The sequence below is a fragment of the Collinsella sp. TF07-1 genome (assembly GCF_003437235.1).
GTDB lineage: Bacteria > Actinomycetota > Coriobacteriia > Coriobacteriales > Coriobacteriaceae > Collinsella.
In genome coordinates, this window is sequence record NZ_QSRV01000003.1 from 89837 (window position 1) to 113504 (window position 23668).

The 23668-nt window shown below is 61.5% G+C and carries 17 protein-coding genes; 16 read left to right on the forward strand and 1 reads right to left on the reverse strand.

All coding sequences use genetic code 11. The annotated features are described in order from the left end of the window. Window positions 1–20 precede the first annotated feature (20 nt). The 3 genes from DXC67_RS02160 to DXC67_RS02170 all read left to right on the forward strand — a co-directional run bounded on the left by DXC67_RS02160 (window position 21) and on the right by DXC67_RS02170 (window position 4871). Window positions 21–1427 (forward strand): polysaccharide deacetylase family protein, encoded by a 1407-nt coding sequence (locus DXC67_RS02160; RefSeq protein WP_233503131.1) that lies wholly within the window; start codon window positions 21–23, stop codon window positions 1425–1427. Window positions 1428–1755: 328 nt separating this feature from the next. Next, window positions 1756–3600, forward strand: coding sequence for a magnesium transporter (locus DXC67_RS02165; RefSeq protein ID WP_117637175.1), 1845 nt, complete (start codon window positions 1756–1758; stop codon window positions 3598–3600). A 74-nt stretch (window positions 3601–3674) separates the two neighbouring features. Next, window positions 3675–4871, forward strand: coding sequence for an Nramp family divalent metal transporter (locus DXC67_RS02170; RefSeq protein ID WP_117637211.1), 1197 nt, complete (start codon window positions 3675–3677; stop codon window positions 4869–4871). A 545-nt stretch (window positions 4872–5416) separates the two neighbouring features. On the opposite strand, the gene DXC67_RS02175 is transcribed toward DXC67_RS02170, so the two are convergent. Further along, complete coding sequence (locus tag DXC67_RS02175; protein WP_117637176.1) at window positions 5417–7633, reverse strand: acyltransferase family protein; 2217 nt, start codon at window positions 7631–7633, stop codon at window positions 5417–5419. 187 nt (window positions 7634–7820) lie between these two features. Here DXC67_RS02175 and DXC67_RS02180 point away from each other — a divergent pair, with 187 nt between their 5' ends. From DXC67_RS02180 to DXC67_RS02240, 13 genes are all read left to right on the forward strand, one after another. Continuing rightward, window positions 7821–8783: a ribokinase gene (locus DXC67_RS02180; protein WP_117637177.1), complete on the forward strand. Its 963-nt coding sequence runs from the start codon at window positions 7821–7823 to the stop codon at window positions 8781–8783. A 30-nt stretch (window positions 8784–8813) separates the two neighbouring features. Further along, complete coding sequence (locus DXC67_RS02185) at window positions 8814–9788, forward strand: nucleoside hydrolase (RefSeq protein WP_117637178.1); 975 nt, start codon at window positions 8814–8816, stop codon at window positions 9786–9788. Between the two features lie 227 nt (window positions 9789–10015). After that, entirely contained in the window at window positions 10016–11026 is a 1011-nt protein-coding gene (locus DXC67_RS02190) for a LacI family DNA-binding transcriptional regulator (RefSeq protein WP_117637179.1), read from the forward strand. A 260-nt stretch (window positions 11027–11286) separates the two neighbouring features. Next, window positions 11287–12687, forward strand: a complete 1401-nt coding sequence (locus DXC67_RS02195; RefSeq protein WP_117637180.1) for an L-fucose/L-arabinose isomerase family protein — start codon at window positions 11287–11289, stop codon at window positions 12685–12687. Window positions 12688–12689: 2 nt separating this feature from the next. Beyond that, window positions 12690–13526, forward strand: a complete 837-nt coding sequence (locus DXC67_RS02200; RefSeq protein WP_199410559.1) for a transketolase — start codon at window positions 12690–12692, stop codon at window positions 13524–13526. Then, entirely contained in the window at window positions 13519–14460 is a 942-nt protein-coding gene (locus DXC67_RS02205; RefSeq protein WP_117637181.1) for a transketolase family protein, read from the forward strand. The genes DXC67_RS02200 and DXC67_RS02205 overlap by 8 nt, the downstream gene beginning before the upstream one ends. A gap of 143 nt (window positions 14461–14603) precedes the next feature. Continuing rightward, window positions 14604–16094: a glycerol kinase GlpK gene (locus DXC67_RS02210; protein ID WP_117637182.1), complete on the forward strand. Its 1491-nt coding sequence runs from the start codon at window positions 14604–14606 to the stop codon at window positions 16092–16094. Between the two features lie 152 nt (window positions 16095–16246). Then, window positions 16247–16735 carry an S-ribosylhomocysteine lyase gene (locus tag DXC67_RS02215; RefSeq protein WP_117637183.1) on the forward strand — a complete coding sequence of 163 codons (489 nt, stop codon included), beginning with the start codon at window positions 16247–16249 and terminating at the stop codon, window positions 16733–16735. 144 nt (window positions 16736–16879) lie between these two features. Then, window positions 16880–17524: a DUF4867 family protein gene (locus DXC67_RS02220; RefSeq protein ID WP_117637184.1), complete on the forward strand. Its 645-nt coding sequence runs from the start codon at window positions 16880–16882 to the stop codon at window positions 17522–17524. 344 nt (window positions 17525–17868) lie between these two features. Further along, on the forward strand, window positions 17869–19299 hold the full coding sequence (locus tag DXC67_RS02225; RefSeq protein WP_117637185.1) for a 6-phospho-beta-glucosidase: 1431 nt from the start codon (window positions 17869–17871) through the stop codon (window positions 19297–19299). Between the two features lie 389 nt (window positions 19300–19688). Beyond that, on the forward strand, window positions 19689–21488 hold the full coding sequence (locus DXC67_RS02230; RefSeq protein WP_199410560.1) for a histidine kinase N-terminal 7TM domain-containing protein: 1800 nt from the start codon (window positions 19689–19691) through the stop codon (window positions 21486–21488). Then, window positions 21485–22984 (forward strand): hypothetical protein, encoded by a 1500-nt coding sequence (locus tag DXC67_RS02235; protein ID WP_147327735.1) that lies wholly within the window; start codon window positions 21485–21487, stop codon window positions 22982–22984. The genes DXC67_RS02230 and DXC67_RS02235 overlap by 4 nt, the downstream gene beginning before the upstream one ends. After that, window positions 22981–23604, forward strand: coding sequence for a response regulator transcription factor (locus tag DXC67_RS02240; protein WP_117637188.1), 624 nt, complete (start codon window positions 22981–22983; stop codon window positions 23602–23604). The genes DXC67_RS02235 and DXC67_RS02240 overlap by 4 nt, the downstream gene beginning before the upstream one ends. The last annotated feature ends 64 nt before the right edge of the window (window positions 23605–23668 follow it).

Below are 23668 nucleotides of genomic sequence, written 5' to 3' on the forward strand. Positions count from 1 at the left end.
GTGTTTATGGGGGAGGGCACATGCGCCAAAACGGATCCAACTTAAACGGGCGTTCGGGTGCGCGTCCGACGGCGCGCCGCGACCTGGGGCAGCTGCCCAGCGGTCAGCGCCGTCGCCGCCGTAAGCCCGGCGCGATGTACCTCAACCATAGCCGCGGGTTTAGCGACCGCAGCGCGCGCATCGGCAACGGGCGCTCGCCGCGCCGACCGTCCCGTCTGCCCTATGCGCTCATTGCCGTGGGCTGTGCGCTCGTGCTGTTTATCGCTGCCGTCGTGGGCTACGTCAACCGCAGCGTGGACGTGGAACTCAACGGGCAAAAGACCGCGGTGCGTGTGGGCTCTACGCTGCAGAATCTCATCGACGACCAGGAGTTGACTGACACCTACGACGCAGGCGACCTGCTGGCCGTCGATGACAGCGTGCTCAAGCGCCATGGGGGCGAAAAGCTGTCGGTGAAGGTCGACGGCAAGCGCGTGAAGCAGGGCAAATGGGATAGCCGCGAACTTGAGGGCGGCGAGAAAGTGACGGTCAAGGATGGCCGTAACACCTACGAGAAGCACGAGGTTCAGGCTACGGTTATCGAGCCCAAGCTCAAGGTCGAGGGTACGGGCGCTATCGAGTATGTGCAGACGTGGGGTGTCCAGGGCCGCTCCGAGGTGTGGGTCGGTGAGCAGTCGGGCAAGACGCAGGACCGCGGCGAGGTTGTGCCCGCCACCGATTGCGTCGTTGCGTGCGCCAGCGTGGCGCCCAAGGGCAACGAAAAGTACGTGGCGCTGACGTTTGACGAGGGTCCGAGCGGTGCGACCAAGCAGATTTTGCAGGTACTCAAGGAAAAGGGCGTCACCGCGACGTTCTTCCTGTCGGGCGATGCGGCCGAGGCCTCGCCTGCCACGGCCAAGGCGATTGTCGATGCCGGGTGCGAGATCGGATCCAACAGCTACAGCGACGATTCGCTCAAGGGTCAGGACCGTGAGGCGGTACGCGAGCAGATCGCGAAAGGCACCGATGCGATTAAGTCGGCGACCGGCGTGAAGACGATGCTGCTGCGTGCTCCCTACGCTGCCTTTGACGAGCAAAACTGGATTGATGCGATGGACCTGGTCTCCGCCGTGGTCTCGTGGAATATTGACTCGGGCGACTGGCTGCTCAACGGTGCCGACGAGCAGGTCTCAACGGTGCTCGATTCGGTGACGCCGGGCAATATCGTGCTGCTCACCGATAGAGACGAATGCGCCGAGCAGACGCTCGAGGCGCTGCCGCAGATTATCGACGGTCTTGTCGCCGACGGCTACAAGATCGTGACGCTCAGCGACCTGGTCAAGACGGACACGTCGCTGAGCAAAAAGCTCACCTCGCTGACGAAGGCCACCATGCCCAAGGACGCCGTGTTCCCCCAACTTGCCGAGGACGACGACACCACAGAGTAGTTATTGGGTAGTCATTGAAGAACGTCCCCAATGACTATGTCACGGATGCGTCAGCGTTTGGTATGCCTGCAATGTGCAGCGCATAAATTCGATGCCGCAGGGCGATGCTGATGCTATAGTTACTGCGGTTAATGAGGGTCAAGAGAAAGGTTACAGGTGAAATCCAAACCTCGACCATACAGTCGATGACCCCATGCAGGTGCTTTTTGCGCATGCACGGGGTGTAAGCGTCGAGCGGCGTGCCGCCCGCGCATGCGTATACATATCCAGAAGCCCCCGGACGCCGCACGCGCGGCCGCGTCCGGAGGAATAATGATGGGGAGCACCATTGAATTATCTGAGTGAGATGCTCAAATTGCCAGTCTTGGACGTCGACGGCGAAAAGCTCGGCGTGGTCAACGATTTTGGCATTGCAACCGGCGAAGTTTTTCCGCACGTGACGTCGCTCGCGTTCCGCGGCCCCGGCAAGACGCCGTTTATGATCAGCTGGCGCAAATGGGTCGACCGTATCGACGAGACGGGCGTGTATCTCAACACGTCTGCCACCAATATTCGCTTCTCGTACCTGCAGCCGACCGAGCTCCTGCTGGCGCGCGACGTGCTCAATAAGCAGATCGTCGACACGCAGGGCATGAAGGTCGTGCGCGTCAACGACATCAAGTTTTCCATGTCGGGCGAAAACCAGCTGCGCCTGTTGGGTGCCGAGGTTGGCGCCCGCGGCTTGCTGCGCGCGATCAGCCCCGCACTCGAGCACGTCGTCGAGGGCTTTATGAAGCACCTGGGCAAGCCGCTCAGCGAGGACATCATCGCTTGGTCCTACATGGACCTGCTCGACCGCTCGACTAAAAACATCCAACTCTCGGTGTCGCACAAGACGCTCGGCGAGCTGCACCCTGCCGACATCGCCGACATTATCGAGCAGCTCGACCCGCGCCTACGCGCGCAGGTGTTTGCGCAGCTCGATACCGCACAGGCTGCCGAGGCCATCTCGGAGTTCGATGACGACGAGCTCATGACCGAGATGCTCGAGGGCCTGTCCGACACGGACGCATCGTCGATGCTGGCCATGATGGACCCGGACGATGCAGCCGACCTGATCGACGAGCTCGATTATGAGAAGGCCGAGAAGCTCCTGCGCCTGATGGGCGTCAAGGAGGAGAAGGCGATTCGTAACCTGCTAGGGTATGAGGACAACACCGCCGGCCGCATCATGACCTCGGAGTTTGTCTCCCTGCCCGCCACGGCAACGGTCGGTGACGCCATCGAGGCGATTCGCGAGCTCGACGAGGACTTCGAGAGCGTCTACTACGTCTATACCGAGGATCCGAGCGGCATGCTGACCGGCGTGCTTTCGCTGCGCACGCTGATCGTAGCCGACCGCGACGCCACGCTGGGTCAGCTGGCCTATCGCGACCTGGTCTATGTGTCGCCCGACGAGGACCAGGAAGACGTAACGGACGAGATGACCAAGTACGACCTGGTTGCCATCCCTGTCTGCGACGAGAACCGTCATATCCTTGGTATCGTGACCTTCGACGACGCCATGGACGTTATCGCCGAGGAGCATCAGGAGGACCTGCAGATCGCTGGTGTCGGCTCGGGTGACAGCGCGTCCGACGACTCGACGAACGTGCTCAGCTGGTTCGTGCATCGCCAGTACTGGGTTGTTGTATGGGGCATCGCGTCGTGCATCATGGCGACCGTGCTGGGAACGGCGCTCGGCTCCGCGCATCTGGTGGTGTTTCCCATGTGCGCCATGCCGCTCGTGCTGCTGGCGGCCTCGCGCATGGTGTCGTTCGTCAAGAACTACTTCCTGGAGTATGACGGTCACGACGACGAGCCCAAGCCGTATCTGGGATTCTTCTTCCAGAGCACGGGCATGGGCCTGATTCTGTCACTCGTGACCTACCTGTGCGCCCAGCTGGTGCGCACCGCTGCATTCCCCGATGCGCCCATGTTTGAGGAGCAACTCTTTACCGGGTGCTTTAATATCGCTGCCATCATTTGCCTGGTTGGCAACATGAGCGCCGTGATTTACCTGATGGTGCTGTTCTGGCGTGACGAGCATGACCTCAACACGTCGGGCACCGCCATGAACGTTATTGCCGTCATGATCTCGTGCGTAGCGTACTGCGTCGCTGCGGTGCTGCTCACCATGTCGGTCATGGGTTAGGTGGTCGCGTGCAAAATACCAAGCAAAAGTCGGGCACCAAGCAAAAGTTGACCATCGCGGCCATCTTTGGCGCTATGGGTCCCGGTCTGCTGGCGGCGCTTTCGGGCAATGACGCCGGCGGCATTGCAACGTATTCCAGCGCGGGCGCCAGCTATGGCTATAAGATGCTCTGGATGCTTCCCGTCATGACTGTGCTGCTCATCGTGACGCAGGAGACCGCGGCGCGCTGCGGCTGCGTCACGGGCAAGGGCCTGGCATCGCTCATTCGCGAGCGCTTTGGCGTGCGCAAGAGCGTGTTGGCCATGGCGGCGCTGTTGATCGCCAACACGGCTGTGACCATTTCGGAATTTGCGGGCATCGCGAGTGGTCTTGCCCTGTTTGGCGTTCCGGCGAGCATCTCGGTGCCGCTCGTGGCGCTGCTGGTGTGGATGCTTACCATGTCGGGTAGCTTTCAGCGCATCGAGAAGATTTTGCTGCTGGTAAGCTGCGTGTTCGTGACCTACATCGTCGCCGCGTTTATGGCCGGCCCCAACTGGGGCGAGGTCGCGGTCGACTTGGTCGTCCCCAATATTCAAAACGACCCCAGCTACGTGTCGCTCGTGGTCGCAACGATCGGTACCACCATCGCACCGTGGATGATCTTTTTGGCTCAGAACAACGTGGTCGATAAGAACGCGGGCGAGGACGACATCGTGCTGCAGCGTATTGATACCGTGAGCGGCTCGCTTGCTGCCGATGTCATTGCCGGCTTTATTATCATCACGACCGGTACGGTGTTGTTCCCGGCGGGTATTCAGATTAGCGATGCCGCCGATGCTGCCCGCGCGCTGGAGCCTATTGCGGGTCAGTGGTCCACGGTACTGTTTGCCTCGGGCTTGGTCGCGGCGAGCTTCTTGGCCGCCTGCGTGCTGCCGGGCGTTACGTCGAGCGCTATCTGCGAGGCATTTGGCTGGGAGCGCGGTGCCGACCGCAGCTGGGACGAGGCCCCGGTCTATCGCGGCATCATTACGGCCATCATCGGTATCTCTGCCGTGCTGGTGCTTATGCCCGGCGTCGATCTGTTCCAGATTATGATGACCTCGCAGGTCATCAATGGCGTGCTGCTGCCCGTGGTTCTGGTGTTCCAGGTGGTTATTGCCGCTGACCGTCACATTATGGGCACTAACCGCAACGGCCGCGTGTGGAATGTGCTCACTTGGGCGACTATCGGTGTGATTACGGTGCTGACGGTCGTCATGTTTGTTCTGCAGGCGATGGGTTACAGCGCTTAGCGCCTCTTTTGGACTCAAAACAGGCCGCAGCGATGGACTGCGGCCTGTTTTTTGCCCGCTATAGGGCGTTAGTTATATGGCAGTGGACAAAAAATGCCAAATATGAGTACTGTTGCCTGGCCGATAGCATTTACGACAAAGAAAATAATGAACATATACAAAAATCTGTTCATTAAAAGCGAAGCTCCAAGTCCTAAACCGGCCATTCTGGTCAACTGGAAGGGTCGCGCGCTACCGCATGGGCGCCATTTTGGGTGGTTTTGCCTGCTACTAAAATGGTAACAGTACTCATATTTGCCCCTTTTTGTCCACGACCCCTTGGAGCCGGCTCGAAAAGAGTGATTTTGGGTTGTTTGCTGCGGGTGTGGGCTTGGAAACAACGTTCGGGGTGGCGAGGCGCCCAGAATTTGGTCGCAAGGAGGGCGTTCCTCGGCTGTGTCAGGAGTGTCCCTGGGTGCCGGCACATAAGGAACGTCCCTAACTGTCGGAGGGGGTGCCTGCCGTGGCGGGCACCCCCTCCGGATGTGGGAAGTTTGCGCTGCAGGTTACTTGTCGGTGCCCAGCTTGTGCGGCTTGAGAGCGAGCGCATTGACGAGCGCGTCGGTGGCAGACTTGACGGCCGCCGGCTGCGGATCGTTGACGTGATCCTCGGGATGCACGGGCAGGTCCTTCTTGACTGCATCGTGGATCAAGTTGAGGTACTCAGTCACGCCAGTGGTCGACAGGTGCGTGCCATCGCCATCGAACAGGTCGTTGCGATTGGCACTGTATCCGTACCAGTCGATAACGCGCACGTTCTTGTAGCGCGTAGCAGCGTTGGCGATGGCCTGGTTGGTAGAGCCAACCCACGGCTGCGGGCTGCGCGTGTTCACAAACACCACAATACGCTTATCTCCTGCATCGGTCATGATGGCGTCGATCTGGTCGTCGGTTACCAAGCCGTTGGTGCCCAGTGCAAAGACCACGATCTTGCCGGCAAGGTTCTGTTGGAGATAGCCCTCAAATGTCGCGCGGCCCGCATCAAACTGGCGGCCCTTTTCGGCATCGATATGGCTGTGCGGGAACACGCCGTCAAAGGAATCAACGGCGCGCAGCGACACGGAGTCACCGATCATCAACAGGTCGTAGGAGCCATCGGGGAAGCCGTCGTTGTCCTTGTCGGTGTCGTCGGCCGCCTGTTGGTCTGTGGGCGCGGTGTTTTTGGCTTCCTTGTTGAGGACTTCGGCGCCCTCACCGCTCAGTGCGGAGGTCTCCGGCACAAAAATCAGGCCGCCCAGCGCGATAACAAGCACAATCCCGCAAGTGGCGCACACGGGAATATGCGCGCGCACCCAGTTGGCGGGCGTGGTGGTGCCGTCGCGGAATTCGGATACGGTGCGCCCAAAGGCACCCTTTCTAAACGGCGTCTCGATAAAGCGATATGAGCATTCGGCTACGGCGACCACCAACAACACCTGCAAAATGTACTGCCACCACGGCGTATCGTTGATGTTGGCGACCGGGTTCATGAGCAACAGTAGCGGATAGTGCCACAGGTAGATGCTGTACGAGCGCTTGCCAACCCACACGAGCGGCTCGGCGGACAGCGCGCGGGCAACCATTCCCTGGGGCTGCACGCAGGCCGCGATGACCATGAGCGTGAGGATGGAGCATAGCAGCGTGCCGCCGCGATACTGGAACGCGGTGTAGCCGTTGGTGAGCGCGACCATGGCGGCAAGGCCAACCAGACCCACGACGCCCAGCACATCGATGGATGCAGGTGAGGACCAAAAGCGCACGAGGGCGCTCGGCTGTGCCGGGACGGTCTCGGCTGCGTTGTCGGCCTTCTCGCCAGGCTTGCCCTCGGCGTTCTTGCCGTGCTTGGCGGCGCCAGCCAGGCGATTGAGCCCCAAACGATGAGCGAGACGCACCGGCGCCAGGTCGCGATCGGGGATAAAGGCCATCCAGGCGCCCAGCAGCAGCGAGAAGACGCGGGTGTCGGTGCCGTAGTACACGCGGCTGGGGTCGGCGGCGGGGCTATAGAGCACCATCATGACGATGGCGGAGACAGCAGCCAGGCCCAGAACCATGCGGCGCGTGTTGGGTTTGCTCACATGCATGGATACCATGGCAAACAGCAGCGGTGGCCAAACCAGGTAGAATTGTTCCTCGATGGCGAGCGACCAAAAGTGCGTAAGCGGCGAGGGGTCGCCCAGGGCGTTGAAGTACGAGACGTCCTGCATAATCTGCCACCAGTTGTTAAAGAACAGCAGCGACGGCAGAATGTCGGGACGCATCTTGGTGAGCATCACGTGGTTGAAGACGGTGCACAGCGCACAGGTTACAACCACAACGGTCACCACGGCGGGGACCAGGCGACGGATGCGGCGAATCCAGAAGCTCTTAAGGTCGATGCGGCCGGTCTTAGCGACTTCGTTGAGCAGCAAGCGCGTGATCAGATAGCCCGAAAGCACAAAGAAGATCGTGACGCCAAGCAGGCCGCCCTGAGCCCACGTGAGGTTGAGGTGATAGAACACCACCGCGACGACGGCAAGCGTGCGCAGGCCGTCGAGGGCAGGGATGTAGCGGGACTTGGGGCGAGCAGGCGTCTGCTCCGCGGCGGGAGTGTTGGCGCGGCCCGCGTTGTTGGCAGAAGCGCGATGGGGGCTCGCGGTGCGTCGCGGCTCGTTGGCACGGCGTTCACCCTTCACGCGTTCGTGCGGTGCCGGCTCGTTGCCCGTGCGGCGTCGACCGCGCGAGCCCGATTGCGAGAGTTGTTCCATAAAACATCATCCAATGACGAGAATAATCAGCACGCCTTCATTGTAACTGCCTGCTCCTGTGAATGCTTGCTGCTGGCGCAAGCTCAAGCGCGCGTCCACATCAAAGTGAACTAAAGTTATAGGGGGTGCGAGAGTGCACGATCGACGGCCGACGGTGGGTATAAGGCCCGCAGATGAGGAGGTTTCCATGGCAGATCGCGGCATCGTTGCGGTGTTCGGCAGTATGAACATGGACCTTTCGGTGGCGTGCGAGCGCATACCGCGTGCGGGCGAGACCGTCGGCGGCAGCGGGTTTATCACCAACGCCGGTGGCAAGGGCGCTAACCAGGCCGTCGCCGCCGCGCGCATGGGTGCGCACACGTGCATGATCGGCGCGGTCGGTCGCGACGCGTTCGGCGCGTCGCTCGTGACGGGGCTCCAAGACGCCGGCGTGGGCGTTGAGTTTGTGGCGCGTCGCGATGACGTGGAGACCGGTACCGCGACTATCATTCGCTGCGAGGGCGACAACCGCATCATACTGTCACCGGGCGCCAACCATGCGCTTGCGGGCGCGGACGTTGCCTGCGCGCTGAGGCGTCTGGTGGCCCATGAGCTCGACGGCGACGCCAGCGAGATTGCCCCGGCTGCCGGAAGCGTCTTTATCGCCCAGGGCGAATGTGACCTTGCGGCGACGGCCGAGGCGCTTGTTTGCGCTCACGAGCTGGGGTTCTATACGATCTTTAACCCGGCGCCCGCCTGCGACCTGCCGGCAGGAGCGTGGCCTGCGGTCGACCTGGTCTGTCCCAACGAGACCGAGTGCCAGGTGCTGACGGGAATCTTGCCCGCGGACGATGCAAGCTGCGTCGCGGCGCTCAATGTCCTGCTCGCTAGGGGTGCCGGAGCTGCGGTCATCACGTTGGGCGGTGCCGGCTCGGTTACGCTCGGCGATGACGGTGAGCTGCTGCGCATGCCGGCGCTTTCGAGCACGGTAGTCGATACCACGGCCGCCGGCGATACGTTTATCGGCGCGTTGGCGGCGGCTCGCCTAGAGGGCTTGCCGCTCTTTGAGTGCATGGCCGCGGGTGCTCGCGCCTCGGCAGTGACGGTGTCGCGCCTGGGCGCTCAGCAATCGATTCCCACGCGCGCCGAAGTTGAACATTGGTTTGGTTAAACGATAAAGACGGAGAAGCGGAGTAAAACAATGGCAACCAAGAAGCTGATCCTTGATCTGGATATGGGTGTGGACGATGCGATGGCGCTTGCCTATGCCATCGCGAGCCCCGAGGTGGAGCTCGTGGGCATCACCACATGCTTTGGCAACGTGCGCGTCGAGCAGTCGGCGCACAACTGCCTGGCGGTGCTCGACCTGTTGGGCCGTCCCGAGGTGCCGGTGTACCTGGGTGCCGACCGTCCTCTGCAAGCGACTGAGCCCTATACGCCGCCGGCGTCCACCGCGCTCATTCACGGCAAGAACGGCATCGGCGGCGCGAGCGTGCCCGCGTCGCCCTACGAGCCGGTGGGGGCGACCTCGGCCGACGGCAACGCTGCGGTCGATTATCTGATCGATGCCGCGCGCACCTATGGTCCCGATCTGGTCTACGTAGCGACTGGCCCGCTCTCCAACCTAGCGCTCGCCCTGGAGCGCGATGCGGCGGCGATGATGTCCATCGGCCGCGTGGTCGTGATGGGCGGCGCCCTTACCGTGCCCGGTAACGTGAGCGCGGGCGCCGAGGCCAACATGGCGAGCGACCCCGAGGCAGCCGACGCGGTGCTGCGCTCGGGCCGTAAGCTCACCATGGTGGGCCTGGACGTGACGCATCGCGTGGTGCTCACGCGCCGCGACATTGCCGGCTGGACGGGTTCGGGAACCATGGCCGGCTGCGCATTTGCGAGCATGGTCGAGCACTACATTGGTTCGTACGAGATGAACGCGTCCTACCTGGGCGGCTGCGCGCTGCACGATCCGCTTGCCGTCGCCGTGGCGATCGACCCTACGCTCGTGGGCGCGCTCGGCTGTAACCTGCGCGTCGACCTGCTGGGCGAGTATCGCGGCCGCACCATCTGCGATGAGCGCCGTGTGGCCGATCCCGACAAGAGCGCACTCGTGGCGCTGACCGTCGACGCCCCGCGCTTTCTGTCCGAGTTCAAGGCGCGTATGGCCCGTGTCCTGGGCTAAATGATTTTCACGCCCCGCCCAAAGTAGTCAATTTGGGACGGGGCTTTTTTAGCTACCGACTAAATGTGCCCGTTGGGGGAATAGTCGGGCCACTTTGCTTGACAACAGGCTAAACTAGCTATTAAACATTTACTATTCTGTTTAGATTGAATTTGCGGTCGTTTAGTTGTCGAGTCATGGGGCGGTCAGGCCACGATGTTCGACCGCGACCGTTACTAGGGGGAACAATGGCTAAAGCAAGTGTTCGCGAGATCAGCCGCATCACCGGTTTTTCGCCTGCGACCGTGTCCAACGCGCTCAACCGCAAGCGCAGCGTGAGCGAGGAGACCGCCAAGGTCATCCTGGAGTGCGCACAATCGCTCGGCTACCAGCAGTCGACGCAGCTCGAGAGCATCCAGTTCGTGCTTGCGCGCAAGACGGGTGCCATCCTGGACGAGAGCACCTTCCATCCCGCGGTTATTGAGGGCGTGGAGCGTCAAGCGCGTCGCCACGGCATGAGCACGAGCTTTGTCTCGCTCGACTTTAGCGATCTTGACGCCGTGCGTCCGCAGGTCGAGGGCCTGATCGCCGATCCGTCCGCCGCCATTGTGCTAATGGGTACGGAGTTGGGCGAGGAGGACTACGCCCTGTTCGCTAACGCCGCCGCCCACCTGATTGTGCTCGATGGCTGGAGCGATCGTCAGTATTTCGACGCTGTGGTCATTGCCAATACCGACTCGGTGCTGCGTGCCGTGGATTACCTTATCGAGAAAGGCCACAAGCAGATCGGCTATCTGGCAGGCGACCTTCGCATTCGCAACTTTAAGGACCGCGAGCGCGGCTATCGGCAAGCGCTCGAGGACGCGGGCCTCGAGGCCAATCCGGCATGGCGCGTCACGCTGGGCACCACGCTCGAGGGCGCCTATCGCGATATGGGCGCGTGGCTCGACGGCGTCTCACGCGACGACCTGCCGACGGCTTTCTTTGCCGAGAACGACGTGCTCGCCGTAGGTGCCATGCGCGCGCTCAACGAGCACGGCATACGTGTGCCCGACGATGTCTCGATCATCGGTTTTGACGACCTGTCTTTGGGCGCTTTCTCCAACCCGCCGCTCACCACGGTGCACGTCCCCAAGCACGAGGTGGGCGAGATCGCGGTGCGCCGCCTGGTGGGCAACATCCGCAATCCCAAGAGCTACACCTGCAAGACAGCCGTGTCGACCTATTTTGTCGAGCGCCAGAGCGTGCGCGAAATCTAGGCAAAACGGCGCCAGACCTCAGAGCGGAAAAGTCCGCCAAAGGCAACCATACATGACGCTACCAAGAGAGAGGGTCCTACGGGGCCCTCTTTTTGTTGCCCTTGTATGTTCAGATTGTTTACATACCGTTTAGGCTGATTTCTCTACCGTTTACGGGACTTTCGCGCTAAACTACTAAACAAAAGAGTAAAACATTTAGTAAACAGAACAAAACGAAACATGCGTCTGTTTACTGAACATGTGATTAGGGGAGGACGTACATGGATAAGATCAAGCTCGGTTTCGTGCCCACGCGCCGCAGCATCTTTAGCGCGCCGGACGCAATCAAGTATCGCGGCCTGACGGCTGATCGCCTGCGCGAGATCGGCGTCGACATCGTGGATATCGACGACATCAACGACGAGGGCCTGCTGTTCGACGACAGCCATATCGCGCCTATCGTCGAGAAGTTCCGCGCCGAGGGCGTCGATGGCATTATGCTGTGCCACGCCAACTTTGGTACCGAGTACGTTTGCGCCCGCCTTGCCCGCGAGCTCGGCCTGCCCGTGCTGCTGTGGGGCCCGCGCGACGAGCGCCCCGAGCCCGACGGCACCCGCCTGCGCGATAGCCAGTGCGGCCTGTTCGCCACCGGCAAGGTCCTGCGCCGCTTCCAGGTTCCCTTCACCTACATGACTAACTGCCGCCTGACCGATCCCGAGTTCGAGCGCGGCGTCTGGGACTTTTTGGCCGTGTGCAACGTGGTCAAGACCTTCAAGCACACCCGTATTCTGCAGATGGCCACCCGTCCGTTCGACTTCTGGTCGACCATGTGCAACGAGGGCGAGCTGCTCGAGAAGTTCAACATCCAGCTTTCGCCCATCCCCATGACCGAGCTTGTCCAGGCCGTGCGCGACGCCCAGGCCGACGAGCAGGCCATGGCAGCCATGCTCGCCCACATTGCCGACAGCTTTGAGATCTGCATCCCCGAGGATAAGGTTCCCGCGGTTGCCGGTCTTGCCATCGCCATGAAGCGCTTGGTCGAGAAGTACGGTTGCAACGCCGGTGCCATCCAGTGCTGGAACGCCCTGCAGGACGAGTTGGGCATTATGCCCTGCGCCGCCAACGCCATCCTCAACGAGATGGGCATCCCTATCGTATGCGAGACCGATATCCACGGCGCCATCACCGCGCTGATGGTCGAGGCCGCCGATCTGGGTCGTCACCGCGGCATGTTCGCCGACTGGACCGTGCGTCATCCCGATAACGAGAACGGCGAGCTGCTGCAGCACTGCGGCCCCTGGCCCTGCAGCTGCGCGGCCGTCAAGCCCAAGCTCACCTATCCGCTGGCGTTCGATCATCCCGGCGCGCTGACGGCCGAGGCCAAGCACGGCGACCTCACCCTTGCCCGTTTTGACGGCGACAACGGCGAGTACTCGCTGCTGCTGGGCAATGCCCGCGGCATCGACGGCCCGGCCGGCATGGGCACCTACCTGTGGGTCGAGGTCGACAACCTCAAGCGCCTCGAGGCCAAGATCGTCGAGGGTCCCTACATCCACCACTGCGTCGCCATTCACGCCAGCGTGGTGCCGGTGCTCTACGAGGCGTGCAAGTACATCGGCATTGCCCCCGACTTATACGACCCGATTGAAGAAGACGTCAAAGCCTACCTGCGAGGAGAGTAGAAATGGCAACTATCGAAGAGCTTGAATCCCTGCGTTGGGACCTTCGCCGCGATTGCGTCGATATCATCATGGCTGGCGCCGGCGGCCATATCGGCGGCGACATGTCGGTGATCGATGCCCTCATGACCCTCTACGCTAACCATCTCAACATTTCGCCCGAGACCGTCGACGATCCCAACCGCGATCGCTTTGTACTCTCCAAGGGCCACGCCATGGAGGCCTACTATGCGGTGCTCTGCCACGAGGGCTATCTTGACCTCGATGACATCAAGGCCCGCTTCTCCAAGTTCGGCAGCCCCTACATCGGCCACCCCAACAACAAGCTCAAGGGCATCGAGATGAACTCGGGCTCGCTGGGTCACGGACTGCCCGTGGCTGTGGGCATGGCGCTTGCCGGCAAGATGGATGGCCGCGACTACCGCGTCTACACCATCATGGGCGACGGCGAGCTTGCCGAGGGCTCGGTCTGGGAGGGTGCCATGAGCGGCGGCAACTACCAGCTCGATAACCTGTGCGCGCTCGTGGACCGCAACCGCCTGCAGATCAGCGGCAGCACCGAGGACGTCATGAAGCAGGATTCGCAGGAGGAGCGCTGGGCCGCCTTCGGTTGGAACGTGCTGTCCATTCCGGGCAACGACGTCCAGGCCATCGACGCCGCGCTGACGCTGGCCGCCGAGACCAAGGGTAAGCCCACGGTCATCATCCTCAACACGGTGAAGGGCTACGGCTCGCCGGTTATGGAGGACAAGGCCGCCTGGCATCATCACCTGCCCAACGATGAGGAATATGCCCAGATCATCGCCGATTTCGCTGCCCATAAGGAGGCTATCAATGGCTAACAAGATCGCCAACCGCAAGGCTATCTGCGACACGCTGCTCGAGGCCGCCGCAACCGATAAAGACATCGTCGTCCTGTGCTCCGACTCCCGCGGCTCCGCATCGCTCACGCCGTTCTTCGATCAGTATCCCCAGCAGTCCATTGAGGTCGGCATTGCCGAGCAGGACCTGGTGAGCATCGCCGCCGGCATGGCCTCGTGCGGCAAGAAGGCCTGGGCCGCCTCGCCGGCGTCCTTTGTGACCACGCGTTCGTATGAGCAGTGCAAGGTCGACGTTTCGTACTCCAACACCAACGTCAAGCTCATCGGCATCTCGGGCGGCGTGTCCTATGGCGCCCTGGGTATGAGTCACCACTCCGCGCAGGATATCGCCGCCATGAGCGCGATTCCCAACATGCGCGTATATCTGCCGAGCGATCGCTTCCAGACCGCCGAGCTCGTGCGCGCCCTGGTCGCCGACAACAAGCCGGCCTACATCCGCGTGGGCCGCAACCCGGTCGAGGACGTGTACACCGAGGACGAGTGCCCGTTCCAGATGGACCGCGCCACCTGGGTGCGTCGCGGCACCGATGTGACGATCGTCGCCACCGGCGAGATGGTCCGCCATGCCGTGGACGCCGCCGATCTGTTGGCCGAGCGGGGCATCTCGGCAACGGTGCTCGACATGTACTGCGTCAAGCCGCTCGACGCCGAGGCCGTGATCGAGGCCGCCGGTGCCACGCGCGCCGTCGTGACCGTCGAGGAGCACAGCCCCTTCGGTGGCCTGGGTTCCATGGTCGCGCAGGTGGTGGGCGAGCATTGCCCGCGTCCGGTCAAGTGCCTTTCCCTGCCCGACGCGCCGGTCATCACCGGCACGAGCCCCGAGGTCTTCGCGCACTACGGGCTCACCGGCGAGGGTATTGCCAAGACGGTCGCCGAGTTCCTTCCCGCAGAGTAATTGGTGCATCGGGGACAGGTTTGCACCAATCCTTTTAGGTTGAATTCAGAGCAGGCCGGCTGCGCTCTCATGAGCCGGTCGGCCGCTCGCTCCTTGTCCGTCGGGTTGTAGTTTTTGAATCGACGGGGGAGACAGGAGAGTACATGAGCAAATACATCATCGGAATCGATCAATCCACGCAGGGCACCAAGGCGCTGCTGGTGGACGAGGGCGGCCATTTGATTCAACGTGCCGATCGCCCGCATCGCCAGATTGTCAACGAGGCCGGCTGGGTGAGCCATGATCCAGCCGAGATCGCCGCCAACGTGCTGGCCGTGGCACGCGCCGTGGTGGAGGAGACCGGGGTCGATCCGGCCGACGTCGCCGGCATCGGCATCTCCAATCAGCGCGAGACCACCGTTGCCTGGAGGCGCACGACGGGCGAGCCACTGTGCGACGCCGTGGTGTGGCAGTGCGCCCGCGCCCGCGAGCTGTGCGACGAGCTGGCCGCGCGCGAGGGCGTGGCCGAGCTGGTGCGCGACACGACGGGTCTGGTACTCTCGCCCTACTATCCGGCGGGCAAGATGGCTTGGATTCTCGCGAACGTTCCCACGGCTGCCGAGGCCGCGGCGGCAGGCGAGCTGTGTCTGGGCACCATCGATGCCTGGGTGGTCTGGACGCTCACGGGTGGCGCGGAGTTTCGCTGCGACTGGTCTAACGCCAGCCGCACGCAGCTCTTCGACCTGCGCCGTGGCTGCTGGAGCGAGCCGGTGTGCGAGGCCTTTGGCGTCGATGCAGCCTGCCTGCCGCAGGTGACCGATTCCGATGGCCCGTTCGGCATGACGGACCTGGGCGGCTTTTTGCCGGCGCCCGTGCCCATTCACGGCGTACTCGGCGACAGCCATGCCGCCTTGTTTGCCCAGGGCTGCCACAGCCGCGGCATGGCCAAGGCGACCTATGGCACCGGCAGCTCGGTCATGATGAACGTTGGCGACGAGTTCGTTGCCAGCTCGCACGGGCTTTCGAGCTCGCTTGCGTGGCGTATGGACGGCGTGACCGAGTATGTGCTCGAGGGCAACGTGAGCTACGCCGGCGCCGTCAAGACGTGGCTGCGCGACGACCTGGAGCTCATCAACAATCCCGAGGAAGTCACCGACCTGTGCTATGCCGCCAATCCGGCGAGCCGCGTTTACTTTGTGCCGGCGTTTACCGGCTTGGGCGCGCCGTACTGGGCGAGTGACGCCGAGGGCTGCGTCTTTGGCATGACGCGCACCACGGGCCGTGCGGAGTTCGTAAAGGCCGCCGACGAGTCGATCGCCTATCAGATCTTCGACGTCATCGATGCGATGGTCGAGGATTCGGGCGCGGCACTGGCCGAGCTTCGTGTTGACGGCGGTCCCACGCGCGACGCGTACCTGATGCAGTTTGAGAGCGATCTGGTCGGCTCGCCCATCCGCATTGCGAGCAACGACGAGATGAGCGGTCTGGGCGCGGCCTGGGCCTGCGGCATTGCGCTGGGCATGTACGCGCGCGATGTCGTCGACGTCTACGGCGCCCGCGGCATCGTGGAGCCTGCCATGTCTGCCGACGAGCGAGCCAAAAAGATCGCCGGCTGGCGTCATGCCGTAGCCGCCACCATCTCGTACACTGCCTAGAATGATTTTTCTGGGACGGGGATTTAAAACTCATTGATCCCCGTCCCGGGTAGCTCATTTGGGACGGGGCTTTTTTGACTGGTATGATTGGTGTGATCATTCGAACCAGCTAAAAGAGCCCCGTCCCAATTTAACTATCGAGAGGATCTGCCATGGAGCGCATCGCGAGTTTTTCCGTTGACCATCTGCTGCTCGAGCCCGGCGTGTATGTGAGCCGCATCGACCGCGATCCGACGACCGGCGCCGCCGTCACCACCTTTGACCTGCGCTTGACCACGCCCAACAAGGAGCCGGTCATGAACACGGCCGAGTGCCACACCATCGAGCACCTGGGCGCCACGTTCCTCCGCAATCATGCCGAGTGGTCGAGCCGCATTGTCTACTTTGGTCCCATGGGCTGCCGCACGGGCTTTTACCTCGTCGTTTTTGGCGAGGTGACGAGTGAGGAGATCTTGCCGCTCGTGCGCGAGCTGTTCGAGTTTGTTGCTGGCTTTGAGGGCGATGTCCCCGGTGCCGCTCCCGAGGAGTGCGGCAACTATCTGGACCAGAACCTCCCCATGGCAAACTGGCTCGCACGCCGCTATCTCGACCGTGACCTGGCCGATATCGACGAGAAGCACCTGCACTATCAGCAGGCGTAAGGACTTTATCGTCCAAAACGCGCGCATTGGGCGCCTTCGCTTATGCGGGGGCGCCTTTTTGTTGAGTGGTCGGGATGGGCGTTCAAAATAGCTTATGTTTGTTCTAGAATGTTCGTACTGTCACATAAACGAACAGGAGTGAACATGCATATCTACTCTGTCAACGATCCCGAGTTCAAATCCTATGGCAACGTTTGGGATAACGTTCCGTCCGAGCTCACGTCGCCCGTGCTCGAGGCGCTCTCTGCCACGCCCATCCCCGAGGGCAGCAAGTACGTAGCAAGTGCGCCGGAGCTCGAGGGCGTCAAGGATGCCGATAAACTGGGCTTTCTCATGTTTGGCGGCCGACCCTTCCAGCTGGGCTGGTGCAATGGCCACAACACGCAGCTCAACTGCTTGGAGTATCACCGCGCCAGCGAGTTTAACCTGGGTGCCCGCGACTTTATCCTGCTTGTGGCGCATCGCTGGGAGATCGAGGACGGCAAGCTCGACACCGCGTGCGTCAAGGCGTTCCGCGTGCCGGCGGGTACGGTCGTCGAAGTCTTCAACACCACGCTCCACTACACGCCGTGCATGGTCGACGACGGCGGCTTCCAGGTGATGGTGGCGCTTCCCGCTGGCACCAATGGTCCGCGCCCCGAGGCTGCAGCCGACATGCCCTCGGCCGGTGACAGCTACTGCTACTGGAAGGCCGACAAGTGGGTCCTCTGCCACGCCGACAGCCCCAAGGCTGCCGAGGGCGGCTACGTAGGCCTCTTCGGCAAGAACCTCGACATCGCCTGTGACTAGCATCTTCCGTCTCGATTTGTAACATCTAGCGGGCTAAATCGTCTCTACCTGTTACAGATTTAGACAAACTGCGGGGGGCTGCCCAAAAATCTCGATCTGTAACACCAAGCCCGGTTTTGGCTGCCTACCTGTTGCAGATCGAGACAAACCGTCCCCAACCACCACAAAGGTGCCTGTCCCCTTTGTGGTGGTTTGGGGCGGCGGTATCAGAAAGTGTCAAGCAGGGGCGGCTACCGGGCCGCCGTGTGCGAAAAGAAGTGTCGGCCTGCGTCGTTGCCGTTGAGTAGCGCGCTGCTTACGGGGATACTGAAACCACGACAAACAGCGTGTGAAAGGATCGATGTATGGCTTTCCGTAAAGACTTCCTGTGGGGCGGCGCGACGGCTGCCAACCAGTGCGAGGGCGCTTATGACGTGGATGGCCGCGGCCTGGCCAACGTGGACGTGGCGCCGCACGGCCCCGAGCGCCATGCGGTGGTCTCCGGCCAGCGCAAGATGCTCGACTTCGAGGACGGCTATTACTACCCCGCGCAGACCGGCATCGATTTCTATCACCATTACAAGGAGGACATCGCCCTCTTTGCCGAGATGGGCTTTAAGACCTTCCGCATGAGCCTGGCGTGGACCCGCATCTTCCCCAACGGCGACGAGACTGAGCCCAACGAGGCCGGCCTGGCCTTCTACGAGGACGTGTTCCGCGAGTGTCAGGCGCACGGCATTGAGCCGCTCGTGACCATCACGCACTTCGACTGCCCGATTCACCTCATCAAGGAGTACGGCGGCTGGCGCAACCGCAAGCTCATCGACTTCTACAAGAACCTCGCGACCACGATCTTCACCCGCTACAAGGGCCTGGTAAAGTACTGGCTTACCTTCAACGAGATCAATATGATCTTGCACCTGCCGTTTATGGGTGCCGGTCTGGTCTTTGAGGAGGGCGAGAACAAGGAGGCCGTCGAGTACCTGGCCGCCCACAACGAGCTCGTCGCCAGCGCTTGGGCAACCAAGATCGCTCACGAGATCGACCCTGAGGTCAAGATCGGTTGCATGCTTGCCGCAGGTAGCTACTACCCCTACAGCTGCCGTCCGGGCGATGTGCGCCAGGCGCAGATTGACAACCAGAGCAACTATTTCTTCGTCGACGTTCAGAGCCGCGGTTACTACCCGGCCTATGCCGTCAAGAAGCTCGAGCGTCTGGGCATCGATGTGGGCATGACGGACGAGGACCGCGAGATTCTGGCCGCCAACGCCGTCGACTTCATCAGCTTTAGCTATTACAGCACCCGTTGCTCCGCCGGTGCCGATAACCCCGATGTCGAGCGCACCCAGGGCAACGCCTTCGCCGGCGCCAAGAACCCCTACCTGCAGGAGAGCCAGTGGGGCTGGGCCATCGATCCGCTAGGCTTCCGCATTACCCTCAACGACCTGTACGACCGCTATCAGAAGCCGCTGTTTGTGGTCGAGAACGGTCTGGGCGCCAAGGATGTTGTCGAGGAGGATGGCTCCATCAACGACGACTACCGTATCGACTACCTGCGCCAGCACATCGCCGCGATGCGCGATGCGGTGACCGAGGACGGCGTTGACCTGCTGGGCTACACCACCTGGGGCCCGATCGACCTGGTGTCTGCCGGCACGGGCGAGATGTCCAAGCGCTATGGCTTTATCTACGTGGACCGCGACGACGCAGGCAACGGCACCCTCAAGCGTTCCAAAAAGAAGAGCTTCGATTGGTATAAACACGTCATCGAGACGAACGGCGAGGACCTGGCCTAAGGTTTTCCCAACAACCACAGCTTCCTAACTAAAGCGCCCGGCGAGCAGCTTGTGCTCGCCGGGCGCTTTGTCAAAAAAGCACTCATTGGGGACGTACTTAAATGAGTGCCCGCAGAATGAGAGTGGATAATCTCCCGTTTTTGGCTTGTTTGTGGGCTCAAAGTGGGAGATTATCCACTCTCGTCATTGGTAGTCATTGGGGACGTACTTAAATGATTAGTCGCTGGGGACACTCCCTGCCGTCTGCGGATTTTGGGACATGTGGCCCGCTTTTTGGGCCTGCCTGTCGGTACACTAAAAGCACTATGGGTACCCGCGAGCGACATATTGGCCACGCGGCCGCCCGATCCGCGCCCGTGGCGGATCTTAGGGGCGGCAGGCTCTTTGCCATGCCGCGATTCCTTGTCGGCATATCGCATCGTGTATACCGCCGCCGCGTATTCGCTCTCGCTGGCGCCATTACCGCGCTGTTCCTTATACTTTTGGCAGTCTTGCCGGCGTTGTTCGCCTTCGACCCCAAACTTTCTAACGCTGTGCCCGCCTATAGCGAGGTGTCCGAAGAGGTCGTGGATGCGCTCGTCCACTCGAGCTCCCTTCCGCTGCTTGTCGCCGCGATCATATTTTCGATCTGGGGCGTATCGGTCTATCTGCGCTGCCTGGACTACGTCTTGCGTCGGCGCCTTGTTGCCATCGCCGCTATCTGTGCCCTCTGGATGATTGAGGTCATTCTCAAATATAAGTCGTTCACGCCGTTCTATGCCACCGTGCTGTGGTACCTGTACTACGTGCCCATGACGCTCATTCCGCTGCTCTACCAGTTGTGTGGTCTGCGCCTTGCGGGCCTGGAGCAACACCGCCTGGGTCGCCGCTACTGCGCTGCGCTGTGGATTGTGGCCATCCTACTTATCGGATTTGTGCTCACCAACGATTTTCACCAGCAGGTCTTCCGCTTTGACCGTACAAGCGACACCTGGAGCAACGATTACACGTACGGCTGGGGTTATTTCGCTGTCCTCGTGTGGACGGCCTTTGACTTCGTGGCCTTTTTTATCCTGGTTGGTCGGTCCTCGTCCTTTCGCATCCAGCGTTTCTCGGGCACGGCGGCGCTCGTACTGCTGGGTGGCGCATTCTTTGCCATCTCGTATGCGTTGCGCGTGCCCTGGGCATGGCGGCTCAACTTTTCGCTCGTCTATTGCGTCCTGTGCGTGGTGGCGATGGAAATCTGTCTCGATTGCGGTGTCATTCCGTCGTATCACGACATCGCCGGCATCTTCGACACCTTGCCGCTCGACCTCAAAGTTCTAACGCGCGACCTGCATGAAGCCTATGCCACGCCGGCGTCAAAGCCAATGCCGGTAGGCGTGCGCGAGGAGTTGCGGGCCCAGGAGCACGGTCGCGCCCATGCCTTTGCCGTGGCGTCCGATCCCGATGTGATGTACCGTGCCTTTCTACTGCTGGGCGGATCGGCCCTGCTTGCCCAAGACGTGTCGGAGCTCAACGAGCTTAACCGTGAGCTGGCGCGTCGTCGCATGGAGCTGCAGCGTCAAAACGAGCTGCTCGCCGCCGACTACGACCTTAAGACGCATTTGGCAGATCAAGAGGCCGAGACCTTGCTGGTCAAAGACGTGGACCAGGCGCTTGCCCGTGCGCTCGAAGGGATGTACGACCTGCTGAGCTCGCTACCGCCGTTGACCGACGAAGCGTCTTCGCACGAGCGTTACCGCATGCTGCAGCGCGCCAAGATGCTCGTCGCGTATTGCAAGCGCAAGGGGTCGCTCACGTTGGCACAGCACGGGGAGAGCGGTTTTGATCGCGACCGCATTCAGCTCATTGCCAACGAGCTCGCAAGCGACCTGCGCACCATCGATGTCGATTGCGCCTCGATTATCGCCATACGGCGCCCGATGCACGCCAGTACGGTAAGTGCCCTGTACGACTGCGTGTATGACTTTGCGTTTTTTGCCTACACCACCGACCATCCGGCGCTTATGTATCACTTGGGCGACCATGACCGGTGCAGTGTCGAGCTGCGCGCCACGCTTTTTTCCAACGATGAGGAAGACTTGTCTCAGACACCGGCCGCCCATGAACTCGAAAGTGCGCTGCAGGGGCGCAACGTGGCATGCCGCCTTGAGGGCGAGCCCGGCCAGCTGCGCATGATCGTTTTGATGCCGAGGGCGGGTGAGTGACGATGCAGATTTCGCTCATCCTTCCCCAAATCGTTGCGCTCGATGTTGTCTTTGCCCTGGCTGCGTGTCTGCAGATGATCCACGTCCCGCTCATCGCATCGCGCCGCTCGTCCTATAACCGTAAGGTGATTTGCGCCTACGAGGCGAGCCTTGTGCTTCACCTGATGATTTCGGTGCTCATCTTATTCGCGTCGTCTGGCTCGTATCTGGTGGCGCCGCTTGACGTTTGCGCCAGGGCAATGGGCGGAGTGCTGTGGCTCAATGCCGCGATCTTTGCCTATGGCGTGTTGCTTATGGTGCACTATCGTCGCCCCGTCATGCTGGCCGAGCTGCTGCTTGTTGTCGCCGTTACACCGCCGGTGGTTTTTGCCGTGGGCTCGGCGTGGGCCCTTATCCTTATCGCGGAGGGAGCGTTCTTCCTGTTCCGCTCCATCGCGGCGCTCTTGATGGACGTCCGTAACCGCCAGGAAGATATCACTACGTTCTCGACGATCGAAACCATCAACGTGATTCCCGTGGGCATCCTGTATCTGGACCCGAGGGGCCGTCCGCTGCTCATGAACCGCTGCATGCGAAAAAACCTGGTGGAGCTTCATATGCCCACCGACCTAGGCGATATGAGCGGTACGTGGAACGACCTGCGCAAACTCAGCATGCAAATGCCCGAAAGCAGCAAGAACCGCGTGCGCATTAATCTGGACCGCTTTGGTGAGGCGCGCGTTGTGGTCGAGGTTTCTCCCGCCGAGATTCGCTTGTTTGTGCACGATGACGTTATGGTTTCGGGCCGCCTCTTCGAGCGCATTATCGGCCTGGATGTAACAGAGTATGCGCATGCTCATGATCGCCTGGCGCAAGCCAACCACCTGCTTGAGCTTGCGGGCCAAGAGCTCCAAGCCCAGATCGAAGAAGTCAAAAAAGTTGCTGACAATGCGGCCTATCTGCGTATGCGCGCCCGTGTGCACGATGTGATCGGTCAGCGCCTGTCCATCCTCCATCGTTATCTTGAGGAGGGGCGCCTGGATGACGAGTCGCTCGAGCAGATCGATCCGCTGCTGCGCTCGATTGCCGCCGACTTGCATAGCAGGGGTGACACCGAACCGGCAGAGCAACTGGGCGATATCGTCCATGCCTTTGGCCTGGTGAGCGTGCAGATCGATGTGGAGGGAGAGCTGCCAAGCGACGCGCGTGTCGCCGCCGCATTTTTGCAGATTATCCGCGAAGCCTCAACCAATGCCACCAAGCATGCACAGGCCCATCAGGTCCATGTGCGCCTGTGGCAGGAGACGTCGGAAGACGGCGCTGTTGCGCGGATGACCGTTTCTAACGATGGCGCGCCTGCCCCCGTATCGTATCGCGAGGGAACGGGTATCCCAGGTATGAGGCATGTCGCGCAAGATCTGGGTGGCAGCCTAGAGGTCCACGCCGCCCCGCCCTTTACGCTTGCGGTATCCATTCCGCTTAACGCCAACGACACGTCCCAAAGGAGAAGCTCATGATCCGCGTCCTTATAGTCGAAGACCAGGCCATTCTGCGCGAGAGCCTCGCGCGCTCCGTTGGCGACCAGCCCGATATGACCGTCGTCGCCGCGATCGCCGATGCCTCCGAGGCCTTGGGTGTCGCGCTCAAGGAGCGCCCGGACATGATACTGATGGACGTGTGCACCGAACACGATTCAAACGGCATCGTGGCGGCGGCGCGTATTAAAGAGGAGCTGCCCGAGTGTCGCGTCATCATCATGACCGGCATGCCCGAGATCACCTTTGTCGATCAGGCTCGCGAGGCGGGCGTCGATAGCTTTGTGTACAAGAACGTCGGCATCGACGAACTGTTCGCCGTGATGCGTTCCACGCTGGTGGGCTACTGTACGTTTCCCAAGCCGCCCGAGAGCATTTTCTCGGGCACGGCGGCCCTTGACGATGTCGAGCTGTCGGTTTTGCGCCTTGCCTGCGAGGGCAAAAGTCGTCGCGAGATCGCGGCCGAGTTGTTTATGAGCGAGGGCACCATCAAGCGCCGCATCTCGGAGATCCTCAACAAGACCGGTTACGACAACATCATGCGCCTGGCCGTACATGCGGTGACCGAGGGCAGCATCGTTCCCAATATGGAGCGCCCGTAGTCGGTGCGCTCATCCGTGTTCTGGCGCCGTAAAGATAGGCCGCCCGCCGTTTTGCATCTAAAAA

Coding starts and splice junctions, on each gene's coding strand:
- DXC67_RS02180 (WP_117637177.1), top strand. CDS start 7,821: ATGGCAGATCGCGGCATCGTTGCGGTGTTCGGCAGTATGAACATGGAC.
- DXC67_RS02190 (WP_117637179.1), top strand. CDS start 10,016: ATGGCTAAAGCAAGTGTTCGCGAGATCAGCCGCATCACCGGTTTTTCG.
- DXC67_RS02205 (WP_117637181.1), top strand. CDS start 13,519: ATGGCTAACAAGATCGCCAACCGCAAGGCTATCTGCGACACGCTGCTC.
- DXC67_RS02185 (WP_117637178.1), top strand. CDS start 8,814: ATGGCAACCAAGAAGCTGATCCTTGATCTGGATATGGGTGTGGACGAT.
- DXC67_RS02220 (WP_117637184.1), top strand. CDS start 16,880: ATGCATATCTACTCTGTCAACGATCCCGAGTTCAAATCCTATGGCAAC.
- DXC67_RS02195 (WP_117637180.1), top strand. CDS start 11,287: ATGGATAAGATCAAGCTCGGTTTCGTGCCCACGCGCCGCAGCATCTTT.
- DXC67_RS02215 (WP_117637183.1), top strand. CDS start 16,247: ATGGAGCGCATCGCGAGTTTTTCCGTTGACCATCTGCTGCTCGAGCCC.
- DXC67_RS02200 (WP_199410559.1), top strand. CDS start 12,690: ATGGCAACTATCGAAGAGCTTGAATCCCTGCGTTGGGACCTTCGCCGC.
- DXC67_RS02160 (WP_233503131.1), top strand. CDS start 21: ATGCGCCAAAACGGATCCAACTTAAACGGGCGTTCGGGTGCGCGTCCG.
- DXC67_RS02225 (WP_117637185.1), top strand. CDS start 17,869: ATGGCTTTCCGTAAAGACTTCCTGTGGGGCGGCGCGACGGCTGCCAAC.
- DXC67_RS02230 (WP_199410560.1), top strand. CDS start 19,689: ATGCCGCGATTCCTTGTCGGCATATCGCATCGTGTATACCGCCGCCGC.
- DXC67_RS02175 (WP_117637176.1), bottom strand. CDS start 7,633: ATGGAACAACTCTCGCAATCGGGCTCGCGCGGTCGACGCCGCACGGGC.
- DXC67_RS02240 (WP_117637188.1), top strand. CDS start 22,981: ATGATCCGCGTCCTTATAGTCGAAGACCAGGCCATTCTGCGCGAGAGC.
- DXC67_RS02170 (WP_117637211.1), top strand. CDS start 3,675: ATGGGTCCCGGTCTGCTGGCGGCGCTTTCGGGCAATGACGCCGGCGGC.
- DXC67_RS02210 (WP_117637182.1), top strand. CDS start 14,604: ATGAGCAAATACATCATCGGAATCGATCAATCCACGCAGGGCACCAAG.